The sequence below is a fragment of the Bacillus cereus group sp. BfR-BA-01382 genome, assembly GCF_022663475.1.
Lineage (GTDB): Bacteria > Bacillota > Bacilli > Bacillales > Bacillaceae_G > Bacillus_A > Bacillus_A thuringiensis_S.
On record NZ_JAKUFQ010000049.1, the window covers coordinates 1 to 18,746 of the forward strand.

Sequence of the window (18,746 nt, forward strand, 5' to 3'; positions counted from 1 at the left end):
TCAAAAGCAGAAAAATCGGTAAAAACAAACGGAAATGAAAATAATGAGGAAGAAAAAGCGGCATCTCAAGAAAAGGGTTCTCAAACTAATCCTTCTTGGAAGCCAATTGGTACCGAGCAAGGAGCAAAACCTGAAATGAAATTTAAAGAAGGAACAGTAGATTGGAGTGAGATGAAAAAAGCAATTTCTTATGCTGTTGATGTTCCAGAGAGCCAATTGATTTTCGATTTTATTGGGAATAATGGTAATAATAAAGCCTACGGTAATGTACGAGATAAGCAAAATAATAAAAAATATAAGGTTAATATTGATTGGGTAGAAAATCAGGGGTGGAAACCAGCATCTGTTCAGGTGGTAAGATAAATAATAGAAATGTAATGATGTAAATCAGCTGTCCATATGGGCAGCTGATTATTTTTTTGCTTAGCTTATTTTAAAAAAAACGCTGGTGGTACCTCGTTGAGAAATATGAATCAAATCTATATTTTGTTTTATTTACCTCACTATTTTATCCATAACTTCTTTATATTTATGATAGTAATTAGTTTCAAATAAATATGGGGATAGTTGGACTAAACAAAATGTTCCTTATAAGTAGTAAGTATCTTTTGCGATTTTAATTTATAATTATTTATAAAAAAGAAAAGACACCCTAAGGTGCCTTCCTTCGACTTGAACCATCTTAATTTTAATAATATATTGGACTCCCATCCAAATATTATTTTACCATGTTAAGTTATTTTATTCATTGAGAAATATGTTTTAAATCTATATTTTTAAAAAATATATAGATTTGAACAATATGTATACGAGCCGCATATCAAAAAAAAGACACTCTCAAGAGTGCCTCTCCTTAGCAGCCGAATCCGCCGCCCCAACAGCTAGCGCCAACGATGATTAATAAGATGAAGAGCACAACAAGTAAGGCAAATCCGCCGCCGAAACCACAGCCTCCACCACAACTACCGCCATAGCCCATATTAACTCCTCCTTCCATAAAGACCATTTATTAATGGATTTAATTTAATTTATGTTTTTAAGGATGAATGGAGCAGGTCCTTAAAAAAATAAAAGGATTTTGGAAGTTAAAAAGAGTTGACGACCTTATTTTTGTCACCGGTATTTTGTCTTCTACATATTGTATTTTATTCTGTGTATTGGGGGAAGGAGGATCTTATGGCTAATTCTGAGATGATTTTACGTTTACTTACGGATTTAAAGATTGAACAACAATTGTTGAAAGAACAGTTAGAAAAAATGCAAACAGCTGTGACTATTCTTGAAGAAAAATCAGTGACGCTTAAAGAAAAACCAGCGACTCTTAAAGAAAAAACAATGACTCCTGAAGAAAAATCATCTGTTACAAAGCAAAGAGCTTTTTCTGGACGCCCAACATCTTTTCGTGATTGGAGAGCATCTAGTCAAAAAAATTAGGGAATGTTATGTGAAATGATAAGTAAAAAAGTACAGTCTGCTGTAGAAAAGACTGTACTTTTTTATGTCAGTAGAGAATGTTAAGGTAGACGTATTTATTTGGCCTATTCCACTTTTAATTGGAGTTCTTTATCTAACTTATCATTATTAATTTTTAAAGTTAATCCTTGCGTGTTTTTCGGTACATCAAATACAATGTTTCCTTCCGAACTTTCATTAGGATTAACAATATTAAATTTGAATGTGGAGATATTTGCAGCTTTAAGTACTGACTGATATTCATTGGAAATGTGATATTCTCTTCCAAATCCATCAATTAATTTAAAGTTGTTGATATCTAGTGTAATGGGTTCTTCTTTGTGATTATAAACTGCGATATCTAATACTTTAAAGACACCTTGTGCTTTAACTTCTCCAGTCCCTAGAACATCTAATGACTCGGCAGATCCCATTGACATGTATACATCAGAGGAATCTACATTGGTAGGAAGTTCTTTTTGCGGAACCTTACGATTAAGTTCGTTATTCTCTGTTTTTTTTGAAGTCTTTTGCTCGTTTTTCGCAGATGTATCATGTGAACTGCAAGCTGATACTCCAAACAAGAATGTGCTACATAATAATGATGTTAATAACTTTTTGTTCATCGTTTGTTTCTTCCTTCCAAAATAGAAGCACTTTTAATGAGTGCTATATATATTTATCTTTATATGTATTACATTTTATATCTTATTATATTGATTTTGGAAGGAAAAGGGAAAATATTGTGCATTTCTCTGATTCGAATTATTTATCTGTCTAAAAGTTGAAATTAAAATGAGCCCCATAAATGATAAACCATTCCACTAACAAAAAACACTAATCCTAAAAATAAAACAATTAAAGCAAGCACTCCATTTTTATTATGTTCCATAAAATTAGCTCCTTTTTCATTTACTTACATGCAAAAGCCTCTAGTCGTAATTATAGCTAAAGACTTTAATCTTCATACTTTGTAGTTTATAAAAAAGTTGTACTTCTGTATTAATTTGGAATATGATTATTTAAAGAGAAGGTGATGAGTACATGCAGGAAACAAAACAATTCCCACTTATATCGGGAAATCTCTCATTAGATTTAGTAAATACAGAGTTAGTTAAGCGTGGACAATATTATGATTTATTAATAACAGATGAAGATGTATTAGAATGGCTATATGTAATAAAGGTTAATCTTCCTTTTTTGAATGGAAAAACATTTATAGGGATTCAAGAGCGAATGAAGCTGGTTACATCTAGTATATTAGAAATAAGAAATATAATGAGAAAGCAGTTTGAGGCAATTGCTGATCAGCACGAAATTTCCAATGATTTTATTACGTATTTAGAAAAACAAATTGAGAAAGCACCGTTTACATATAAAATCATTGAACAGCAGCTAGTACCTATCCCGGTTGGAGAAATCGAGGATGTACTCACATCGTTAATTGCATTTGATGCTTTAACTTTAATAGTAGAAAATAAGCTTATTTCCCTTAAAAGGTGTTCAAACCCTGACTGTGTTTTATTATTTATAGATAAGAGTGGAAAACGAAAATGGTGTTCTATGAAAATATGTGGGAACCGGAAAAAGGTAGCAAAATTCCAGAATCGAAAATGTGAAGAAGTTTAGGGAATCAACTTATAACAGTTGATTCTTTTTTTGTATTCTTGAACTAACTCTTAAAATTAACGTTTACAGGTTAGTTATGTCAGGTTATAATTCTTGGTAAATAAAGGAGGAGAACGATGGATAATATAACAGCAACTAAGCAGAAAGATCCTCAACCAATAAGTGTACGATATTTTACAAAAATGAAAGGGAAAGGAAGAAGCCCATTACAAGTAAATGTAAAGGACTCTTTAACGGGACTACTAGGGGGATTTTTAACAATTCTTACCTTAACATATTTAACGAGCATAACCTCTACAGAATTATTAATGGCTCCATTTGGGGCGAGTTGTGTATTAGCGTTTGGAGTTTGGAATGCGCCATTATCTCAGCCGCGTAATATTATTGGAGGACATTTGATTTCAACTTTCATCGGTCTATCAATATATCATTTGTTTGGGAATGAATATTGGACAATTGCTTTAGCGGTGGGGATGGCAATAGCCGTTATGATGTTAACGAGAACGACGCACCCTCCAGCAGGCGCCGATCCGATTATCGTTATTTTAGGGGCAAATAGTTGGAGTTATTTAGTAACACCAGTTTTAATTGGCTCCGTTGTTATTGTAGTTATTGCTTTATTCATTAATAATATGAGTAGTAAAAGAAATTATCCAACTTTTTGGATGTAGTTTGTGAAGTGAAAAATAATTTAAGTGAGTATTCTATTCTTACTATGTTTTCATTTCACATACATTTTAGTTTACAAAGAAAAGACACCCATATAAGAGTGTCTTTTCCAATAGTTTTTTAGCAGAAGCAAGAAGCTCCAACGATGATTAATAAAATAAACAATACAACTAATAGTGCAAATCCTCCAGAAAAACCGCAGCTTCCACCGCAACTACCGCCAAATCCCATAATAGTTCCTCCTTTAATAAGAGGGGAAAACAAAGGGTCACTCGTGTTTTTTAACGGATTCCATTTACTTTATGTTTTGAAGTATAAACATGAGCGGGTCCTTTTGAAAATAAAAAAGACACCTTGAGGTGCCTTTTGTCCAATGTAATTTCATTAATATTCGTTAGCATAAAACTCTTTTATTAATTTTATTTCATTTGTATCTGGATTAAACTTAAATATTTTAATTTGATTAGATTCGTCTTTGTATGCAAATGTATTCTCACCAACTTGGGTCATATTGCTCGTGTTTACGATAGGTTCACTACCGTGATCAGTGATTTCCACAGTTTTCTCACGATCCCAGAATGCAATGACAATAATCAAAACGATAAGACATACACGTATAAAACGTAATTCTCTTGCAACAGGATGTTCCATCTGTTAGTCTCCTTTACTGTTTGATAGATTCTGTTTATAAAAGAGATAATTCCTAGGAATAGAATATAAATAAAAAAGACACTTTAAAAAGTGTCTTTTTTATTTTAGTTATGCGCATTACTTAATAAGACGCTAGTTCCTCAGTCTGGCTATGAGTAACTATGTAGGGTGATTTCATTATAACATTTTAACCAGTAATGGGTCTATATGGAATTTAGTTGATTTTAATTTTGATTATTCATAACTATTTGTTAAGTGTTTAGATGAAGGAACTAAGCTTGTTTTAGAAGAGTATTTAGATGAACTTGATATAGGTGCTATGTCTTATACATTGGTCTTGCGGCAATACAACTGGAGAAAGGGGAGGTTTGCATTAATCGAGCGAGGGGAAAATCGTGAGCTTTGGGAAGAAGCTGATGTAGAAGATTATGAAGAGAGAAAGTTTTACATACATTAAAAGCACAGCTGATAAAGTGTAGAGTTATATTTCCCTTTACACGAACATAACGGTATAATATAGTTAAGTTAAGTAAACTTAACTATTAAGTGAAACGAAATAAAAGCATGGAGGATGCTATGACTAGAACGTATAAAGAAGTAATTAATGAAATGAATCGAGCCTATACGGAACTCTATATTTTACTATTTCAAGATTTAAAGGATGAGTTCGGTCTTACTGGGCAGCAAGAGAGCATGTTATTTCATATTCATTTAAATGAAAACACGACAGCAAATAACATTGCGAGTACGTTTAATATAACGAAAAGTGCTGTGAGCCAAGTTTTATCGAAATTGGAAAAACAACAGATGATTTCAAAACAAGTAAACCCTAATAATAAAAGGGAGTATTTTCTTACACTTGGTCCAAAAGGTAGTAAGTATATAGAGCGGTTGTCTGAGTTAGATGATGTATTAATTGAGAAATACTTTTCCAAAATCGATATAAATGCCCTAGAGCAAATGACCGATACGTTAACGAAAATAAATAAAGTGATATTGGAAGAAAAGCAGAAGGATATTGATTGTAATGAGTAAGAAGCAAGATGAAACAATTAGTAGAAAGGAGGGGAAGCATGTGATGAGTTACATACCGAATATGATTACGATAGCAAATTTTGTGTGTGGGCTTTTGGCTATTCACGCTGTTTTCGTTCACGATATTTATTTGGGAGCAGTTTTTATTATTACGGGTATGTTGTTTGCCCTTTTTGATGGCATGGTCGCTCGGAAACTTGATTCTGTTTCGGAAATAGGCGGAGAGCTAGACTCATTTGCGGATTTAGTTACTTTTGGTGTGGCACCGTCTATTCTTGCATATAGTGCTTCGTTAAAAGATTTACAGTCTATCGGGATGATATGTGCCCTCGCGTATAGTATTTGTGGAATGCTTCGGCTTGCGAGGTTTAACACACGGCAAAGCAAACTCCCAACATTCATCGGAATGCCCATTCCATTTGCGGCGATGTGTATCCTCATTTTATGCCGCCTAAATAATCCAGTTTCCGTGGCATTTGGTACATGCGTACTCGCTTATTTAATGGTGAGCAAAATCAAATTTCCTCATTTTAAAAAAGATATAGCTGAAAGCTTGAAGCCTGAAAGCTTGGATTGATGATACGGAACTACAATGAGAAAGATAAAGGAGAATAACATGATTCGTATGGCACTAAGAACGTTCAACATACAAATGTATTGTTTGCTAGGCGTAATGTTATTGGGATGGTTGCTGACACCTTTTTCAGCCCAGTTTGTAGGGATAAGTATTGGCCTTTTGGTGAGTATGTACTGCGCCTGGATTTTAGGAAGGCGTATTGAAAAGTTCGGAGATAGCATTGTAAAAAAAGAAAAAGCACCGATGCTCGGAATGATGAATCGGTTCGCAGCCGCAATACTCGGTGCGATTATTATGTATGAAATAGAACACCATGAATTCATGTGGACATTCGCTGCTGGAATTATGGGGGGATATTTCTTGGTTATTATTAATTTAGGGTATTACAGTATGAGGGATGCGGAGGAATAAAGAAAAGACACCCTAAGGTGCCTTCCTTCGACTTGAACCATTTTCATTTAATACGAATCTATCCGTATTACCCCTTTGTTATAAATGTAAACACACCCTATAAAACAGAATCATCTATATACACCAGATTGTTAGTTCATAAAATACAAGAAATTTGAGATTAGTATCGGAGTAACGCCACATCCCCTAAAATGATTGATATGTTACGCCTATCAAAAGAATCTGCTTTATAGAACGTGTCCACAGTTTATATTTTACTATATTTAATATTCATTAAGTGTATTTTTTGTTAATATGTATAATTACATAAAGTTGAAGGCGAAAGAGAGTATGCTTTCGTATTGTGTAATGAAGAAAAAACACTTTAAGGTGCCTTCTTTCGATTGGAATCATCTTAATTGTATTGCGTCGTTATCATATAAGAAAAAAGACATCAATTAAGATGTCCTTTTTTCTTTGTAAAATTGGTGTTAAGAAGGTATAACCTATGAATAATATAACAATCATCGAGTAAGTTTATTATAGCAGCGATAAATAGGGTTTTTATATGTAATATTACATATATATAGATTTATTTATATTTTATTTGTATATTTTAATTGTCTGTTCCTTGTTTTAATTCGTTTAGTTATATTATTTTTTGAGTGCTCCAGCAATGGAGCCTTTTTTTAGTATTCTATTTTGATGATGTTCCATAAGATTAGCACCTTTTAGAGCTGTTTTTATATAAAAAGCCTTTAACTTGTAATTATAGCTAAAGGCTCTAAGTGTCATACTTTATAGTTTATAAAATCTTATAAGAAGAATAACCAGTATTTTATATAGAATTTATCCCGCTATTTGCCGGGCTGCCTGTAAACGCCCAAGTGGTGAGAGCTGATTAAAGTTTCACTTTATAATGTTTTTTATCCAATTTGGAATTGAAAATGTACTAGCTTGATAATGAAGCTAGGTTATTAGAAGTGAAAAATTTTAGTTTTATTATAATTAATAGAAATGAAAGTAGTGTAAATATAAATCCACTCCAAATAAGTTGATGAATACCTAAGTTTGAAATGAACCAGCCTCCAATAGTTGTTCCTAGAGTAATTCCGAGATTTGAGAATGAAACGAATAGGCTATTACCAAATTCGGGTGCTTCTCTTGCTTCACTTATTAACCATGTTTGACCAACAATTAATCCACCAGCATGCACGATTCCCCAAATGAATACCATAAAAATCATTGGAACAAGATAAGAACCTAAATAATAAACCAATATGTAAACAATAGAATATAAAATAGGGAACGATATTACTGTATTTACTATGCTTGTTTGCAAGAGACTACCAAATAAATGATTGCCTAAAATCATAACTATACCAAATATGAATAGCATGATACTGATGAGAGATCCATTCATGGAAGTTACTTTTGCAAGGTACTCGGCGAAGTAGCTGTATACGGAAAACATAGCTGCAAAAAGGAATGTGATGGTTAAAATATTTAACCATAATCCTGGTTTGCCGAGTATACGAATTTGTTTGCCGAAAGACATTTTTTCTTTAACGGGCATAGAAGGAAGTGAGATTAGCATTCCAATAAATGCAAGGGCGTTAATAAGCGCTCCGAATAAGAAAGCAATTTCTAATGAAAATTGATCTGCAAGGTAAGAGGTTAATGGTACACCTAGTGCAAAGCCAACCGTAATTCCCATGAAAACTTTTGTAACCGCTTGACCACTCTTTTCAGGAGGGGCAAGTTTAGCAGCTGTTACAAGAGCGATTGAAAAGAAGAGTGGGTGAAGTGCTGCTGGTAAAATACGAAAAACAAGCATGATTTCAAATTGTGTTGTATAAGCGTAGATTATATTTGAAATAACAAAAACAAAGATGACTGTTAATAAAATTATTTTGCGATTAATACTAGAAATGAGCAGAATTAAAAACGGACCAGAAATAGCAACGACTAGTGCGAATATACTTACTAAAAATCCTGCTTGTGCAGTTGAAATGCCAAATTTCTGAGTGATTTGTGGTAATACGCCGACAATACCCATCTCGGTAGTAATAATTCCAAACACCCCTATTGCTAGTGTAAGAATAAGTAAAGGACTTACTTTTTTCATTTGTAAAACTCTCCATTCTTATTATTATTTTGAAAGTAAAATCGATTTATTAACAAAGAAATGAGCATGATTGGATGTCAATAGTATTAGAATTATGTAATGTTAAATACAAAGACATATATCTAAATAACTAGATATGATATGTTAAAAAAATGCTCCTTTCTATGTTTCTTACTTTTATAGGTAGCGAAGTTTTAAAAAGAATGTATTGGACAGCTATATAAAAGTAGAATGTGGGAAAGCAAATAATCAATTGGTAGGTTGATTATTTGCTTTCATTTTATAATTCGTTTTGAACGTATTCAGAAAACTCTCGTATTGTTTTTTCATTTCGGCGATAGTAGGTCCATTTTCCAATTCGGTCAGATTGTAGTAAACCTGCTTTTTTCATAGTTAATAAATAACTAGAAATAACCGATTGGGCTAAGCCAGTTTTAAGCTGGATATCTCCTACGCACACTCCAACTTGAAAACTAAGGCCTTGCTCTAGATAAGCTTTTTCATCGAAATGGTTTTCTGGATTTTTCAACCATGATAAAATTTGACATCTTGTTTCATTTGACAATGCTTTATAAATTAATAAAGGTTCCATAAGGATATTATATCTACTTTTATAGATTTGTAAATGGGTTTGTGTGATTTTAAGGGAAGAAGGTATAGTTGATCCCCTCGAATAGGAACAGGGTGCTCTTGATCTGTACCTTTTGTAAAGGACATTCTAAAAAAAGTTAGGCAACCTAAAAAAGATGATTTCTGTATGCAAACAGGAGTCATTTTCTTTAAATTCTATTGATAGCAAGAGTGATTATAGTACGTCATATATTTCTTAATTTCATGTGTTAACTGAACAAACGATTCACATGAGTTTATATATGCTGCATCGGTTAAAGTATTACAGGCAAAAATGATAGTATTGTTAGGTTTAAGCATGTTGTTGCCTAGCTATCAATGGCGGATTCCTAAGAAGAGTAATAATAAAACCCAACTGAAGATTTAAGAAAAATTTTATGTTTATCCCACTCTTTATTTTAAAAGTTTTTCCTATCCTATAAATGACTTACATCATGAAGGAGACTAAAAAAGACAAAGTCATAGATGAAAATGTAAAGTTAGGGGATTCTACATGCATACAGGAGTTTTGATTAGTTATTTGTATACGTATTTTTTTACTATAATTTTTTGTATTGTGTTTCAAATTGGATTTTATTTTAAAGCGAAAAACAATATATCTATTCGGCATTTTTTATGGGTGTATGTTTTTCTATTCTACCTTTCGCTAGTGTATAAGGTGACGCAAATCGCGACTGTATGGGATATAAGTAGATATGAAACGTGGATTCGTGTAAGTCAAATCAACTTGACTCTATTTGATACGGTAGGTAGTACTACGTATCTTTTGAACATTGTACTGTTTATGCCGTTAGGTTTTTTATTACCGACTATTTGGCCGCAGTTTAGAAAGATAAAAAACACCGTATGCGCGGGATTCTTTTTTTCATTGGCAATTGAGTTAAATCAATTACTAAATAATAGAATTACAGATATTGATGATTTATTTACGAATACCCTTGGGGCAATTATTGGGTATGTCTTATATAAAGTATTATATACAGCGTTATTTAAATTGATATTGAAAAGAGAGGAAAAAAAGCTTGATACAAACTCGTCTCTAGTCATAAAATACGAGGCTGTTTTTTGTTTAGTGTGTTCATTTGTAGGTGCGATGTTCATTTATTATCCAGCTTTATTTGGAAGACCTGTAATCATTCAGTGAGGTGAGTATGAATTTCTTTTGAACGCTCGAGCGATATTTCAATTTGTAAAAAGCCTTTAACTTGTTATAGTTAAAGGCTTTTATCATCATAATTTTTACTTACCAATTACCCACTCTAACATCCGCCTTCAACCACTTCACCCAATCCAAATCCTCTACCTTAAGCAAACTGAGAGAAACACCCTTCATATCTAAAGAAGTCAACAGCGTACCAACCTTTACGAACTCCACATGTAATCCTTCCAGTTCACACAAACGGCGAATGTCATTTGCGAAAATGTATTGTTCCATTAATGGAGTTGCGCCGAGTCCATTAATAAGGATAGCGAAGTTGTCTCCTTTTCTCCAGCGGTAAATACTTTTTAGTTTGTTCATCAGTTCAATCGCTAATATTTCAGAAGAGGATAGTGCTTCTTTACGGTAACCTTTTTCTCCGTGAATGCCGACGCCATAAAACACTTCATCATCGTTTAATGTGAATGAAGCTTTTCCTTTCACTGGATCGTTGGCAGGGGAAAGGGCAACTCCTAATGTGTGTAAGTTTTCAGTAATAGAACGGCCGAGTGTTGTTAGTTCTTCTAAAGAATGTCCTTCAAGAGCGGCCGCACCAAGTATTTTTTGAACGAAAACAGTGCCAGCTACGCCGCGTCTTCTTTTATTAAAAGAAGCATCATCTTCAATTGAAACGTCGTCATTTACGATGATGTGGTCAATTTTTCTTCCTTCTTCTTTGGCAATTTGCTTTGCCGCTAGAAAGTTTTCAACGTCATCTTTAAAGTTTTTAATGATGAATAAAATATTTTTATCTTTCGGCATGAGGCGAGTTGCCGCCACAATTTGTTCCACTGTAGGCGGAGTGAAGATGCTTCCGTTTACTGCTGCCGTAAGCATTCCTTTTCCTACATAGCCAATATCAGCGGGTTCATGTCCGCTACCACCGCCGCTTATTATAGCAACGTTTTGCTTCAGTTTTTCAATATCTTTTACATAAATGATGTTATTTGTTTCGTCGTAATTTACTTTGTCGTTATGTTCAAAATAAAAGCCATGCATCATATCTTGAACAATATTTTGTACATCATTCATAATCTTTTTCATTGCTTTTGCCACCCTTTAATTACTTTGCTGACTGCTCCAGTAATAGTAGTAATTGATTGTTTATCATATTTTTCATGAGAGAAGACATAATGGATGGATTTACTTCGCACTTGCTTTCAATCCAATCTTTTATCGTTCCAACGAAGCCGTGACTATAAAAGGAGGCAATCGTATTTTTCGTTTCAATAGAAAGAGTTAAGCCACAGTTCACGGATAGTTCATCAATAATCTTCATATATAAGTTTTTCGTGTGCTCAAATAAATAGTGATTAAACGAGTTTTGTTCAATGACTTTAAAAGCATTTCGGTAAAATTTTTGATTTTCGTAAAAGTAATCAAATAATAAATCGAAAATGTTTTCCCATGTTTCATAATCGAGAAAGTCGATAATGTTTTCTTTCGTTTCTTCTCTATAAATCCAGCTTAATAGTTCAAATTTATCTTTAAAATGATAATAAAAAGTTTGCCTACGCATTTGACAGTGTAACATAATATCGCTCACTGATATTTTATGAAACGACTCTGTTTCCATTAAATATTTCAATGAGTTCGCGATTATTTTTTTAGAAATTATAGAAGAGGTCATCTGAATCATCCCTAGAATGTTAGTAATATAAAAATCCTATCTATAAATGAGAGCGGTGTCTTTAGACAGATTGTCCATTTTGTCCGTTTACTATAAAACGCTTTCATTTTAACATGAGTAGTAAGAAGAAGATTTCAAATATATCACAATATATTAAAGGAATTGAGGGATAATCACAATGAAAAAGATTATAAACAAACCAGAAACATTAGTAATGGAAATGTGTAACGGAATGGTTATGGCTCACCCAGAGCTTGAACTTTTGAAAAAATATAAAGTTATTAAGAAGAAAGAAATGAACGAAAACAAAGTAACGTTAATTAGTGGCGGCGGTAGTGGCCATGAGCCGGCACATGCAGGATTAGTCGGAAAAGGAATGTTAGATGCGGCGGTGTGCGGAGATGTGTTTGCGTCACCTTCACAAATTCAGGTGTATCAAGCGATTAAAGAGACAGCTAGTAAAAAAGGAACGTTATTAATTATTAAAAATTACAGCGGCGATATTATGAATTTCAAAAACGGAGCTCATTTAGCGACGGAAGATGGAATTGAAGTCGACTACGTAAAAGTGGATGATGATATTGCGGTAGAAGATAGCCTATATACAGTAGGACGCCGCGGCGTTGCGGGAGTTATTCTCGTTCATAAAATTGCCGGCGCAGCAGCGGAAGAAGGTATGGATTTAGGAGCGGTGAAAGCTGTAGCGGAAAAAGCAGCGGCTAACGTGCGCACAATCGGTTTAGCGTTAACTTCTTGTACAGTTCCAGCGAGCGGATCACCTACTTTCACACTTGCGGAAGATGAAATGGAATACGGCGTAGGTATTCACGGCGAACCAGGAATTAAGCGTGAAAAAATGCTGTCAGCAGATGAACTAGCTAACCGTATGACAAATGATCTTGTAAAAGATTTAGGAGTAAAAGATGGCGAGGAAATCGCACTTCTAGTTAACGGTTTTGGCGGAACACCACTGCAAGAACTTTACTTATTTAACAACGCAGTGACGAGAGAATTAGCTGCTAGAAACATTAAAATCAATAGAGTATTCGTCGGTAACTATATGACAAGTATCGATATGGCTGGCATGTCTTTAACAGTGATGAAGTTAGATGATGAGTTAAAAACATTACTATCAAAAGAGTGTAATACACCAGCGTTTAAAGTAGATGGGTCAGTTGAAAGTGTAGAGTACGTGAATGTACTTGAAGAGAAAGAAGAGAAGGAAGTTTCCTTTGAAATAGAAACAGCGGAAGAGCATGCTGTGATTAAGGATAATGTTATTACATTAAACAACATGATTTATCTCGTTGATAAAATGAGCGACGTTATTATTAAAAACGAAGTACCGTTCTGTGAGTTAGATACACACGCAGGTGACGGCGACTTCGGAATGAGTGTGGCAAAAGGATTTAAGCAATTAAAACGTGAGTGGCATTCTATTGTAGATCAAGAGAACGTAACGATTGGGTCATTCCTTGACGGTTGTTCAATGATTATTATGGAACATTGCGGCGGCGCATCTGGTCCAATTTGGGGTGGTGCATTCCGCGCAGCTAGCAAAGCAGCAGGAGAAAAACGTGAGCTAACAGTGAAAGAATTCGCTGAAATGTTGCAAGCAGCACTTCAAGGTATACAATCTATCGGAGAAAGATCATTTGGTAGAGGAGCGGTAGTTGGTGACAAAACACTTGTTGACGCGCTTGCTCCATGTGTAGATTCTTGGTTAAATAGCGCTTCAAACGAAGAAGACATGAAAACTGCTTTTGAAAAAGGAGCAGAAGCAGCAGTTAAAGGAGCAGAGTATACGAAAGAAATCGTAGCTCGCATGGGCCGCGCCGGTACAGTTGGTGAAAGAAGTTTAGGATATCCTGATGCAGGTGCACATGCGCTTGGAGTTATCTTTACGGAGATTGCTGGTAGTTTGAGATAGTAATTAGAAAGTCCCTCTGCCTTAAGGTGGAGGGATTTTTCTATAATTTATTAATATATAATTTCGTTAGATGTTTTCTCTGTAAAGATATGTATGTTTATAAATACTAAGATAATAGTTTTAAAAGAAGCAACGTGAGTTCCTATAAATATGGAATTCAGGTTGTTTAATTGTATTTTTGCAAAACTATCCAATCGATAGAAATCACTTCAAAAGGCGGTATTTATTATTTCGTACTTCAAAATTATGGTTGGACACCTTATGGAGTGGTTTGGGAGGGATAAAGAATATAAAAAGAGAATTTGTGATAAATCCCCTATTTAAATTTAGACAAGTACCTACATTCCTTTGATATCATATATTACTTTTATAAATAGAAATATAGGGGGGAATTTCATAATCATTAATCCGTATTGTTCATATATAGACCTGTTTGGCCAATTTAGTAACTACTCTCCACTAGATCAACCTATTTGTATCCATTACCTTATCTAGCTTATCATTATGATTATTATAGTGATTGGAATTATGGAGGAGGGAATAGCGAATACACCAAAATGGTAAAAAATGATATTTATAATTCAGAATTGGACTGAATGAGTTGGTTGAGTGATGTGATAGAGCATAATCCAATACATCCAGTGCATCCAACTTTGTGTCACGGTTTTTCTGGATACAAGACAAATAAGTTTGAATTAGAACATAGCATTCAAAATGGTGGGTGAGTTGCAGCTTGGTCTCAAGATATTTCAGAAAAAGATGTATTACAGGGAGTATTAGCTCCAGGTGTATCTGTATTTAGCGCTAATCCAGGTTCTTTCCTAGCTTGGATAAATGATTTAGTAAATCGTACTATATCATCGTTAACAACAGATGCACAAATAAGTTCACAGCTGAGGCGAGAAGAGTAGCTAATGGAATAGTGGCAGATGTTATTAGGTAAGCAATTCAAGGGAAAAATCCATTAGAAGCTGTTCATAAATTTGGTACAATCGATTTTAAAGCAGGTGCAATAAAATATGCTGGTAAAAATATAGTTTGTGGTAAGACAGTATCCACTACTTGGGGAATGAAGCCTTATATTGCCCTTAGAGTACGTTAAATTTATAATACGGAAGATGAACAATGGGGAGAATGGATTTTTATAGTGGAAGCAAAGAATGTATTTTCCACTAAAAATATAATAGAAAAAACAAAGAAGCCAATTCCTGAAAGGAATTGGCTTCTTTAGATGGATTATTCTACATCGATTATGTTAGAAAACTGTAATTTCATTTTATTATAAAAAGCATCAGTTCATATGACAGCAATGTTTTGCAGGTCAATACCAACAACAGTCATATAGCTAGAGAGTAAATAACCACCTTCGTAATATGTAATTAGTATTTCTTCTTCAGATAATAAGGAACATAACAACATGTTCTCAATCAGTTCTTTTTCTTCAGCGGTTAAGATCGGCCGAGTTACTTTGTATAACTCTTTGCTAAATTAATATACCATCTTTTTTAGCGTCTGCATAAGAAATTAAATATATAATAAGTTTTAATGCTATTATCGTTATAAGTAGATCAGTTTTCTTACACTATTCTCTGACTATTTCCCCATTATTCATTATAAACACTTCATCACATAAGAGTTTAATATCTTCTTGTATATGACTGGCTAATAATATAGTTACACCTTTATTTTTCAATTGTAAAAGTAAATTCCTAATTGAAGAAACACCTTGAGAATCTAATCCATTCATTGGTTCATCCAGTATAAGGATATCTGGATTTTCCATAATAGCTTGGGCAATTCCTAACCTTTGTTTCATACCCAATGAATATTTTTTTACAGCTCTTTTATCATTCGGATCTAACCCCACTAGCTGAATTGCATTAATAATTTGTTCGTTACTAATTTTATTTTGAATACTTGCTAACCATTTTAAATTAGTAAAACCACTTAATTGTTGTAAAAAACCAGGATGTTCAATTAAAGCGCCTGTTCGATCAGGAAAATCAGTTTTTTCACCTAAGATGTTCCCATTTACTGTTATTGTTCCTGTTTCACCTTTTGTTAATCCGCATATGGCTTTAAATAACATACTCTTTCCCGATCCATTATGCCCCACAAACCCGTATATTTTCGCTTTGTATAAATTTAAATTAATATTTGTCAATATGTTGTTTCCTTTTATTTTTTTACTAAATCCCTCTACTTGTACTACTACTGTATTATCATTCATGATAACCCCCCCTTTTAAACATCTCACATAATTTTATAAAGTAATTTTTCCTTACGATTATAAAAAAACCAACCAATCCCTATAACTAGACATTCTAAAATAAACATATACATAAATGACCAAGATGGAGAAATAGTATTAACAAAATCTGAAGAAACACTATTATTTTTCAATATAAGTTGGATACCTGGAATCCACTTTAAAGCTCCTGCATTTAAAGTGTTCGTAAAAAATACCATTACATAAGAAAATATCGCGAATAAAAACCCATAAATTGGATTTTGGGTAAGTAACGTTATTACCAGTTGTAATATCTGAAAAAAAAGCATACTGATAATTTGTATACCTATCACAGTTAACATTGTAGTTACTGGGTTAGTGATAACAGGTAATAATTCATTATCTGAATTTAACACATGTTTTGGTAAATCTAATGAAACTATAAATATACAAATATGCTCTATAACTATATATACAGAGCATGTAATTATTAAAGTAACAATATGACCAACATACCATTTGAATAATGATTTCACCCTAGGAATGGTCATATAAGATTTTAAAATACCTTCTTCCAAAGAATAAATAGCCGTAAGATAACTAGATAATACATAAGGAAGTATCATTACCATTGTTTCAAGTAATCTATAGTGAATTGGATCATATTTACTGCCTAGCATAAAAAATGCAAAATCAAAATACGAGTACGTCTTATGATAAGAATACATCATATTATTCATTTCCTGCCTATTATATATACAAATTAAAAAAAATACAGTGAAACAAAGTGTAATTTTCCAAATTCTACAAAAAGACTTTAAATTAATCCAAGTAATTCTAAATAATATACTTTGAAACATTAAATCTCTCCTTCATAAAACGGACCATTTTCGAGCCAACAAACGTCCAAAAATAAAAAGTAACATGTAAATAATATACAGCATAATAAAAGTTGTTAAAAAATCCAATTGATGTGGTTTGTAATAAAAGAATTCTAATACCATAAAATCATATATTGAAATAAAATTTAAAAAACCTAAATCTATATAATGATAACAAATATAGCAAAAAATCAAATATACAATATTAATTGCAATAACAACTGTTTTTTTCTTATTAAACATCATAAATAAAACAATATTGAATAATCCAACAATATTCAATACCATCATGGTTAATAAAAAAGATAAAATAAAAGCAAATATCGGTGAAAAAGCTTTTGAAAAATCCATATGTGGTAAAGAAATTAATGGTGATTTTCCTGCAAGTACATTTGCCACTTCTTCACTCCAAGATGCATCATATGGCAGTAAAATCAGATTTACTACAAGAGGGATAAGGTAAAATAAAAGTACTGCTACCAAGCTATGTATACAAATAGTTATTATCTTAGAGAATAACCATTGTTCTTTACTAATAAGTCTTATGAAAATATTTACTTCATCATTGTCGTATAAAACTTTAATAATAGAATATAAAAAATATAAAACAAGTAAAAACAAATTGATTTGATAATTACCTATAAAAGAAAATACACCATCCCAAAGATTAAGCGTAGAACTGTCTGGCAGTTCATTGGACATTAATTTGCTAGACATAAAAGCAAGAAAAATTGAAATGCTAATAAATACATACAATTTTGTTTGGAATAATGTTTGATTTAAATTGTAATACGTTAATCGCCAAAGAATTGATTTTCCCATTAAATTTCTTCAAGCTCCTTTCTGGAAGAAATAAAAAATACACTCAAGCTAATAATTAACATTCCCAATAAATGTAGTGTAATGTCTAGTAAAGTAACAGTTTTCATTTGATAAAATGAATTAACAACTCCAGGTGAAAATCTAGGTAAGCCAATTGTATGAAATGTAATAGTACCTACATACAAAAATATTAGAGGAGTAATTAACGCAATTAATCGATTTTTAATAACAGAAGAAAGGGCTAAAGAAAATATAGAATACACCGCTCCAAAAACAAAGTGTACAACTATAAAAAATAATATGTATTGATTAGGATTATAATTATAAATCTCACTTAATACCCCAAAAGGATAAATCTTTAAAGGTTTCGTAATATCTCCTTGAAGAAAAATACTAATAATAATAAAAAACAATATCAACGGAAAACTAACAGAAAGTGCTCCCGAAAGGGCAGTTGCTGAAATTTTTGCTATTTGATAATATTTTTTCTTCGTTCTAACAAGAATACAGTTGATAAAATTTGTTTCAATATCCAATCGATATGATGTCGAATATGCTAAGCATGCTAATAAAGGTGAAATAAGCACATAAAAATCTGTACCATACACCCAAACCTCATATCTATTAAATGCCAATTCCTTTAATAAATTAACTTGAGATTCAGTGATATCAGATGCGCTAGACAGAAATAAATAAGGTTTTAAACTAGTATAAGCACTATAACAAATCATAATTATTCCCAAGAGGATAGATAATAAAAACATTTTATTACATATACCCTTTTTCATTTCAGCAACTATAATTCCCATAACCAATCTCCTTTTACAAAGATAAATAGTTAAATTCAATAATCTTATATATTTAATATATAAGATTATTGAATTAGTTATTTCG

Annotated in this window: 22 protein-coding genes and 3 pseudogenes; 11 read left to right on the plus strand and 14 right to left on the minus strand. The window is 32.6% G+C overall.

What is annotated here, in order from left to right:
* The coding region (locus tag MR160_RS18945) for a DUF1510 family protein (protein WP_242297862.1) at positions 1-363 on the plus strand (363 nt) is incomplete at its 5' end.
* Between the two features lie 490 nt (positions 364-853).
* On the opposite strand, the gene MR160_RS18950 is transcribed toward MR160_RS18945, so the two are convergent.
* Positions 854-979 carry a YjcZ family sporulation protein gene (locus tag MR160_RS18950; protein ID WP_000540377.1) on the minus strand — a complete coding sequence of 42 codons (126 nt, stop codon included), beginning with the start codon at positions 977-979 and terminating at the stop codon, positions 854-856.
* A gap of 197 nt (positions 980-1,176) precedes the next feature.
* Here MR160_RS18950 and MR160_RS18955 point away from each other — a divergent pair, with 197 nt between their 5' ends.
* The gene (locus tag MR160_RS18955) at positions 1,177-1,434 is read left to right on the plus strand and encodes a hypothetical protein (RefSeq protein ID WP_242297864.1); all 258 of its coding nucleotides are present in this window, start codon (positions 1,177-1,179) and stop codon (positions 1,432-1,434) included.
* A 104-nt stretch (positions 1,435-1,538) separates the two neighbouring features.
* On the opposite strand, the gene MR160_RS18960 is transcribed toward MR160_RS18955, so the two are convergent.
* The gene (locus tag MR160_RS18960) at positions 1,539-2,078 is read right to left on the minus strand and encodes a DUF4352 domain-containing protein (RefSeq protein ID WP_001035632.1); all 540 of its coding nucleotides are present in this window, start codon (positions 2,076-2,078) and stop codon (positions 1,539-1,541) included.
* A gap of 418 nt (positions 2,079-2,496) precedes the next feature.
* On the opposite strand from MR160_RS18960, the gene MR160_RS18965 reads away from it, so the two are divergent.
* Both MR160_RS18965 and MR160_RS18970 read left to right on the plus strand, forming a co-directional pair.
* Positions 2,497-3,081, plus strand: a complete 585-nt coding sequence (locus MR160_RS18965) for a CGNR zinc finger domain-containing protein (protein ID WP_242297866.1) — start codon at positions 2,497-2,499, stop codon at positions 3,079-3,081.
* 116 nt (positions 3,082-3,197) lie between these two features.
* On the plus strand, positions 3,198-3,752 hold the full coding sequence (locus tag MR160_RS18970) for an HPP family protein (RefSeq protein ID WP_000368843.1): 555 nt from the start codon (positions 3,198-3,200) through the stop codon (positions 3,750-3,752).
* A gap of 118 nt (positions 3,753-3,870) precedes the next feature.
* Here the strand turns inward: MR160_RS18970 and MR160_RS18975 are convergent, their stop codons facing one another.
* Both MR160_RS18975 and MR160_RS18980 read right to left on the minus strand, forming a co-directional pair.
* Positions 3,871-3,981 (minus strand): YjcZ family sporulation protein, encoded by a 111-nt coding sequence (locus MR160_RS18975; protein WP_000505686.1) that lies wholly within the window; start codon positions 3,979-3,981, stop codon positions 3,871-3,873.
* 153 nt (positions 3,982-4,134) lie between these two features.
* Positions 4,135-4,401 (minus strand): YmzC family protein, encoded by a 267-nt coding sequence (locus tag MR160_RS18980; protein ID WP_000400973.1) that lies wholly within the window; start codon positions 4,399-4,401, stop codon positions 4,135-4,137.
* A 247-nt stretch (positions 4,402-4,648) separates the two neighbouring features.
* Between MR160_RS18980 and MR160_RS18985 the strand changes: the two are divergent.
* From MR160_RS18985 to MR160_RS19000, 4 genes and pseudogenes are all read left to right on the plus strand, one after another.
* Positions 4,649-4,908, plus strand: a pseudogene (locus tag MR160_RS18985) (hypothetical protein); the annotation flags it as partial.
* A gap of 69 nt (positions 4,909-4,977) precedes the next feature.
* Entirely contained in the window at positions 4,978-5,436 is a 459-nt protein-coding gene (locus tag MR160_RS18990; RefSeq protein WP_000198951.1) for a MarR family winged helix-turn-helix transcriptional regulator, read from the plus strand.
* Positions 5,429-6,013 (plus strand): CDP-diacylglycerol--serine O-phosphatidyltransferase, encoded by a 585-nt coding sequence (gene pssA / locus MR160_RS18995; protein WP_242297868.1) that lies wholly within the window; start codon positions 5,429-5,431, stop codon positions 6,011-6,013. Before MR160_RS18990 ends, pssA begins: the two co-directional genes overlap by 8 nt.
* A 39-nt stretch (positions 6,014-6,052) precedes the next feature.
* Complete coding sequence (locus tag MR160_RS19000; RefSeq protein WP_098900004.1) at positions 6,053-6,424, plus strand: ATP synthase subunit I; 372 nt, start codon at positions 6,053-6,055, stop codon at positions 6,422-6,424.
* Between the two features lie 931 nt (positions 6,425-7,355).
* On the opposite strand, the gene MR160_RS19005 is transcribed toward MR160_RS19000, so the two are convergent.
* The 3 genes and pseudogenes from MR160_RS19005 to MR160_RS19015 all read right to left on the minus strand — a co-directional run.
* Positions 7,356-8,531 (minus strand): MFS transporter, encoded by a 1,176-nt coding sequence (locus tag MR160_RS19005; protein WP_000757912.1) that lies wholly within the window; start codon positions 8,529-8,531, stop codon positions 7,356-7,358.
* A 280-nt stretch (positions 8,532-8,811) separates the two neighbouring features.
* Positions 8,812-9,123, minus strand: coding sequence for an ArsR/SmtB family transcription factor (locus tag MR160_RS19010; RefSeq protein WP_000433538.1), 312 nt, complete (start codon positions 9,121-9,123; stop codon positions 8,812-8,814).
* Between the two features lie 194 nt (positions 9,124-9,317).
* Positions 9,318-9,419, minus strand: a pseudogene (locus MR160_RS19015) (TetR family transcriptional regulator); the annotation flags it as partial.
* Between the two features lie 235 nt (positions 9,420-9,654).
* Between MR160_RS19015 and MR160_RS19020 the strand changes: the two are divergent.
* Positions 9,655-10,305 carry a VanZ family protein gene (locus MR160_RS19020; protein ID WP_000556849.1) on the plus strand — a complete coding sequence of 217 codons (651 nt, stop codon included), beginning with the start codon at positions 9,655-9,657 and terminating at the stop codon, positions 10,303-10,305.
* A gap of 99 nt (positions 10,306-10,404) precedes the next feature.
* Here MR160_RS19020 and dhaQ read toward each other — a convergent pair whose 3' ends face one another.
* Together dhaQ and dhaS are read right to left on the minus strand one after the other, a co-directional pair.
* Positions 10,405-11,403, minus strand: a complete 999-nt coding sequence (dhaQ, locus tag MR160_RS19025) for a DhaKLM operon coactivator DhaQ (protein ID WP_098900005.1) — start codon at positions 11,401-11,403, stop codon at positions 10,405-10,407.
* Positions 11,404-11,422: 19 nt separating this feature from the next.
* Complete coding sequence (dhaS, locus tag MR160_RS19030) at positions 11,423-11,989, minus strand: dihydroxyacetone kinase transcriptional activator DhaS (RefSeq protein ID WP_000204218.1); 567 nt, start codon at positions 11,987-11,989, stop codon at positions 11,423-11,425.
* 178 nt (positions 11,990-12,167) lie between these two features.
* Here dhaS and dhaK point away from each other — a divergent pair, with 178 nt between their 5' ends.
* Together dhaK and MR160_RS35155 are read left to right on the plus strand one after the other, a co-directional pair.
* Positions 12,168-13,919: a dihydroxyacetone kinase subunit DhaK gene (dhaK, locus tag MR160_RS19035; protein ID WP_098425433.1), complete on the plus strand. Its 1,752-nt coding sequence runs from the start codon at positions 12,168-12,170 to the stop codon at positions 13,917-13,919.
* A gap of 596 nt (positions 13,920-14,515) precedes the next feature.
* Complete coding sequence (locus MR160_RS35155) at positions 14,516-14,644, plus strand: hypothetical protein (RefSeq protein WP_254893931.1); 129 nt, start codon at positions 14,516-14,518, stop codon at positions 14,642-14,644.
* A 571-nt stretch (positions 14,645-15,215) separates the two neighbouring features.
* Here MR160_RS35155 and MR160_RS19045 read toward each other — a convergent pair.
* The 5 genes and pseudogenes from MR160_RS19045 to MR160_RS19065 form a co-directional block, all read right to left on the minus strand.
* Positions 15,216-15,401 (minus strand): annotated as a pseudogene (locus tag MR160_RS19045) (YolD-like family protein); the annotation flags it as partial.
* A 100-nt stretch (positions 15,402-15,501) separates the two neighbouring features.
* Positions 15,502-16,149: an ATP-binding cassette domain-containing protein gene (locus MR160_RS19050; protein ID WP_097890752.1), complete on the minus strand. Its 648-nt coding sequence runs from the start codon at positions 16,147-16,149 to the stop codon at positions 15,502-15,504.
* A 23-nt stretch (positions 16,150-16,172) separates the two neighbouring features.
* Entirely contained in the window at positions 16,173-17,009 is an 837-nt protein-coding gene (locus MR160_RS19055; RefSeq protein WP_097890754.1) for a hypothetical protein, read from the minus strand.
* 12 nt (positions 17,010-17,021) lie between these two features.
* On the minus strand, positions 17,022-17,852 hold the full coding sequence (locus MR160_RS19060) for a hypothetical protein (protein ID WP_097890756.1): 831 nt from the start codon (positions 17,850-17,852) through the stop codon (positions 17,022-17,024).
* A complete protein-coding gene (locus tag MR160_RS19065) occupies positions 17,852-18,661 on the minus strand; it encodes a hypothetical protein (RefSeq protein WP_098617806.1) in 810 nt (269 codons plus the stop codon). Before MR160_RS19065 ends, MR160_RS19060 begins: the two co-directional genes overlap by 1 nt.
* Positions 18,662-18,746: the final 85 nt, after the last annotated feature.